This window comes from Moorena sp. SIO4G3 (assembly GCF_010692305.1).
GTDB classification, from domain to species: domain Bacteria; phylum Cyanobacteriota; class Cyanobacteriia; order Cyanobacteriales; family Coleofasciculaceae; genus Moorena; species Moorena producens_A.
The window spans coordinates 1-4,013 of the sequence record NZ_JAAHIG010000566.1 but is presented as its reverse complement, the minus strand read 5'-3'; the positions used below and the strand labels follow the sequence as shown (position 1 = coordinate 4,013).

4 protein-coding genes and 1 rRNA gene are annotated in these 4,013 nt (G+C 44.9%); 4 read left to right on the top strand and 1 reads right to left on the bottom strand.

All coding sequences use genetic code 11. The annotated features are described in order from the left end of the window. The 3 genes from F6J99_RS42815 to F6J99_RS42805 form a co-directional block, all read left to right on the top strand. The coding region (locus tag F6J99_RS42815) for a peptide deformylase (protein WP_293122971.1) at positions 1-214 on the top strand (214 nt) is incomplete at its 5' end. A 363-nt stretch (positions 215-577) separates the two neighbouring features. Further along, positions 578-946 (top strand): type II toxin-antitoxin system RelE/ParE family toxin, encoded by a 369-nt coding sequence (locus F6J99_RS42810; protein WP_293122968.1) that lies wholly within the window; start codon positions 578-580, stop codon positions 944-946. An 11-nt stretch (positions 947-957) separates the two neighbouring features. Further along, positions 958-1,281 (top strand): helix-turn-helix transcriptional regulator, encoded by a 324-nt coding sequence (locus F6J99_RS42805; RefSeq protein WP_293122965.1) that lies wholly within the window; start codon positions 958-960, stop codon positions 1,279-1,281. Positions 1,282-1,349: 68 nt separating this feature from the next. On the opposite strand, the gene argS is transcribed toward F6J99_RS42805, so the two are convergent. Beyond that, positions 1,350-3,107: an arginine--tRNA ligase gene (gene argS / locus F6J99_RS42800; RefSeq protein WP_293122962.1), complete on the bottom strand. Its 1,758-nt coding sequence runs from the start codon at positions 3,105-3,107 to the stop codon at positions 1,350-1,352. 796 nt (positions 3,108-3,903) lie between these two features. On the opposite strand from argS, the gene F6J99_RS42795 reads away from it, so the two are divergent. Continuing rightward, positions 3,904-4,013 (top strand): 16S ribosomal RNA (locus F6J99_RS42795); the annotation flags it as partial.

Below are 4,013 nucleotides of genomic sequence, written 5' to 3'. Positions count from 1 at the left end.
TCGAGGGTTAGTACCCAGGTATACTAGAATTGAGGTGGAGTATACTAATCGGTATGGTCAGTGTCAGCGGCAACAATTAACAGACTTTGTAGCCAGGATATTCCAGCATGAATATGACCATCTTGACGGGATTGTATTTTTAGACCGAGTCGAGAGTACCCAAGAGATGATGAGTGAGGAGGAATATCAGAAGCAGATTATCAATAACTTATAGCAGTTGTCAAATCCTATACTCACTAATTTTACAATCGCTACAATCTATTGATACTGGATAGTGCCAAGTTCTGTGGTCGGTTGAGTGGTTGAATTACCTCTAAGAAAAGAACACCCCGATCGCGCCTAGGGACGAGAATGTTCCAAACTGGCTGAGTTTTGCTGATTCAGCCAGTTAGATTATGGCTAATTATCGTCGAGTCGAGCAAATCTTAGTTGAATTGCGCCCTATGTTTCCAGGTTTTGCCACCTTCGAGTGGTTTGTGTTGCTGCTATAGGCAGTGATCTTATACACCCTGTTCATTGTAGAAACCGATAATTAGGACACTAGTAATTAGCATGCTATAATTGGAATATTTATCACATGGATGTGTCCTTAAAACCTGTAGAGTGGGTTGGCAGTTCCTTGGAAGATTTGAAAAAATTTCCCTCAGAAGTTCAGCAAGTGATGGGTTATGCCTTGTACTTAGCTCAATGTGGAGACAAACATCCCGGTGCTAAACCCCTCAAAGGATTCAAAGGTGCTGGTGTACTCGAAGTTATTGACAACTTTGATGGAGACACTTATCGCGGTCTATACACCGTAAAACTCCAAGGTGTAGTGTATGTTCTGCATACATTTCAAAAGAAATCAAAGCAAGGTATCGCCACACCCAAGCAAGAGCTGGAATTAATTGAAGCTAGGTTAAAAAGAGCCAGAGAACATTACTCACAACATTACACTAACGAGTAGAGGTAGTAATTATGGTAAAAGAAATTGAAGTACAAGCTAGTAGTGGTAATGTGTTTACCGATTTAGGTTTAGAAAACTCTGATGAATTAATCGTTAAAGCAGAACTGGCTCGTAAGATTAGTAATATTATTGCCAACCAGGGTATGACACAAGCTGCGGCGGCCAAGGTTTTAGGAGTAGATCAGCCTAAAGTGTCCGCACTTATCAATGGTAAGTTGGCGGTTTTTTCAATTGTGCGGCTGTTTCGCTTCTTAAACGCTTTGGGTCAAGATGTGGAAATTGTAGTCAAAACCAAACCATTATCTCACCCTGGGGCTCGAACACTAGTGTCGTGAACTAGCTGACGTAAGTATTCAGCTATCAGCCTTTGACCTTAGCTGATAGCTGAGATACTTCACCTGTACTACATCCGCTCCAGTACCTGAATTCCCAGTAAAGACAATCCCAGTTTCAGAGTTCTAGCAGTCAAATCACATAGCAGCAGACGGGATGTCCGCTTGGGTTCTTCGGCTTTCAGTACAGGGCATTGGTCATAGAATTGATTAAACTTCTGACTCAGTTCAAATAAATACTGACAAAGGCGATTCGGCATCAACTCTTTCTCAACTTCACCAAGGACCTCACTCAGTTTCAATAATTTCTTCCCTAGCACCAATTCTGCGTCTTCTTCCAACAAAATTTTGGCATTGGTGCCCAGTTGCTCAAAATCAATCTCCCCTTTGCGGCTAATTCCCTGAATGCGGACATAGGCATAAAGCATATATGGTGCCGTATTGCCCTGGAGTGCCAACATCTTATCAAAGCTGAATATATAGTTGCTGGTACGATTTTGACTAAGGTCAGCATACTTAACTGCACTCATGCCTACGACTTTGGCAACATGCTCTTTAAATTCCTCAGTTTCCTCCCGACCTTCTTGCTTCAGTCTCGATTCTAAATCAGCACCAGATCGTGCGATCGCTTCATCCAACAAATCCCGCAACCGCACTGTTTCCCCAGACCGCGTTTTCAGCTTTTTGCCATCTTCCCCCAGAACCAAACCAAAGGGAACATGAACGACTTCAACATTTTCCGGAAGAATACCAGTCCGTCGAGCCACCTGAAATACCTGGGTAAAATGATTTGCTTGTCCGGAATCAGTAACATATATAATCCTTTGAGCCTGGTCTTGCTCAGTCCGGTAGCGCAGTGCAGCTAAGTCAGTGGTGGCATAGTTATAGCCCCCATCAGATTTTTTCACAATCAAGGGCAGAGGCTCACCATCTTTATTTGTAAACCCCTCAAGGAAAACACATTTGGCTCCCGAGTCTTCCACTAACAAGCCAGACTTGTCTAAATAGTCCACAACCTCTGGTAGAAAACGATTGTAAAAGGATTCTCCTCTTTCGGTGAGCTGAATATCCAGCAAATCGTAGATAATCTGAAACTCCCGCCGAGATTGGTCACACAGTAGCTGCCAAGCACGGCGGCTATCCGTTGCACCAGATTGCAGTTTAACAACTTCGAGTCTAGATGCCTCCCGAAATTCCTCATCTGCATCAAACCGTTGTTTAGCTTGCCGATAAAGGGTGACTAAATCTCCCAAATCCAGGGCATCAGCTGTAGTCAAAGCACTTGGGTAAGCTTCCCTGAGATAGGTAATCAACATCCCAAATTGGGTGCCCCAATCTCCCACATGATTCAAGCGCAGTACATTTTGACCCCGAAATTCTAAGATCCGGGCAATCGAATCCCCAATAATCGTTGAACGTAGATGTCCCACATGCATCTCTTTAGCAATATTGGGAGAAGAAAAATCAACAATGACCCGTCGAGGGGCTGAAGCGACTGCTACTCCTAGACGTGGGTCAGTATGAATCTCCCTTAGCCGTTCTTCCAAGTAAGCAGGTTTTAAGCTCAAATTAATGAAGCCTGGACCAGCAATAGTCGGGCTCTGACATATCTCAGCCACATCTAGATACTGCAACAAAGATTCTGCGATCGCTCTTGGCGGCTGTTTCAAACGTTTGCTCAAAGCCAAGGCCACATTAGACTGATAGTCACCAAATTTGGGATTGCTGGCAGGTACCATCATTGGATCTACCCCTGCCACATCAGAACCGAAGGCAGCAGTTAAGGCTTGAGTGAATTGAAGTCTAAGTTGTTCAACAATGGATTTCATGGTGCCAGTGCAAAGGGCTGTTCATTAATCTTGCCTCTGAATGGTAACAGCCACTACTTACCGATTAATCCTAGACCTAACCGCACAATTACTGTAACTCCAGGTGAATTTCCCGTTTCACTGGGGGCGATCGGAGTAGTCCCAACCTGCACTTAAGCGATGCAGCGCGGTCTTGGGGAGGCAGCGCCGCCAAAGGGGGTTCCCCCCATGAGCGACTGCCGTGGTTTCCCCCATGAGCGACTGCATCAAGACAACGACCAACCGACACGCCCCTGTTCAGGTATGTATCTAAATATACAATAGTTACTGAATAATTCTCCCGACTCCCGACTCCTAACTCCCGACTCCCGACTCCCGACTCCCGACTCCCGACTCCCGACTCCCGACCCAAATCTAAAGAACCTACCCCTGTGACCTGAGAGCTTCCCCCTCTTCCCCTGGTCAGACCTCCAAAATGGATTCAAAAAAAAATTTTTAAAATCCAAAACCCTTGCCATACATAGAATTCAAGGATTTATCCCCAAAAAAGTTTCGGTTTTAGGTTGACAAACGCTTTTTTACCCTCTACATTAGTAAATGGCGATGAGGACAGCGAAACGCACCGCACCGCCCCGAACCAAGAAAAATCTATAGTTTGAGAGCCAATATACGGTCGCTACTCGTCAAGAAATTTTCAGGTTAATCTGACCTCATTATAGGACAGATTGACCAAAACTAAAACCTAAAATTCCGAACTGGTTCAAAGTTAACCATAACGGTTGACTGAGAGTCGGGGAAAGAAAAAAACAACTTGAGTACCATGGAGAGTTTGATCCTGGCTCAGGATGAACGCTGGCGGTATGCTTAACACATGCAAGTCGAACGCCCCTTCGGGGGAGTGGCGGACGGGTGAGTAACGCGTGAGAA

Excerpts from the sequence above, each read along its gene's own strand:
- argS (WP_293122962.1), bottom strand. The coding sequence starts at position 3,107 with ATGAAATCCATTGTTGAACAACTTAGACTTCAATTCACTCAAGCCTTA.
- F6J99_RS42805 (WP_293122965.1), top strand. The coding sequence starts at position 958 with ATGGTAAAAGAAATTGAAGTACAAGCTAGTAGTGGTAATGTGTTTACC.
- F6J99_RS42810 (WP_293122968.1), top strand. The coding sequence starts at position 578 with ATGGATGTGTCCTTAAAACCTGTAGAGTGGGTTGGCAGTTCCTTGGAA.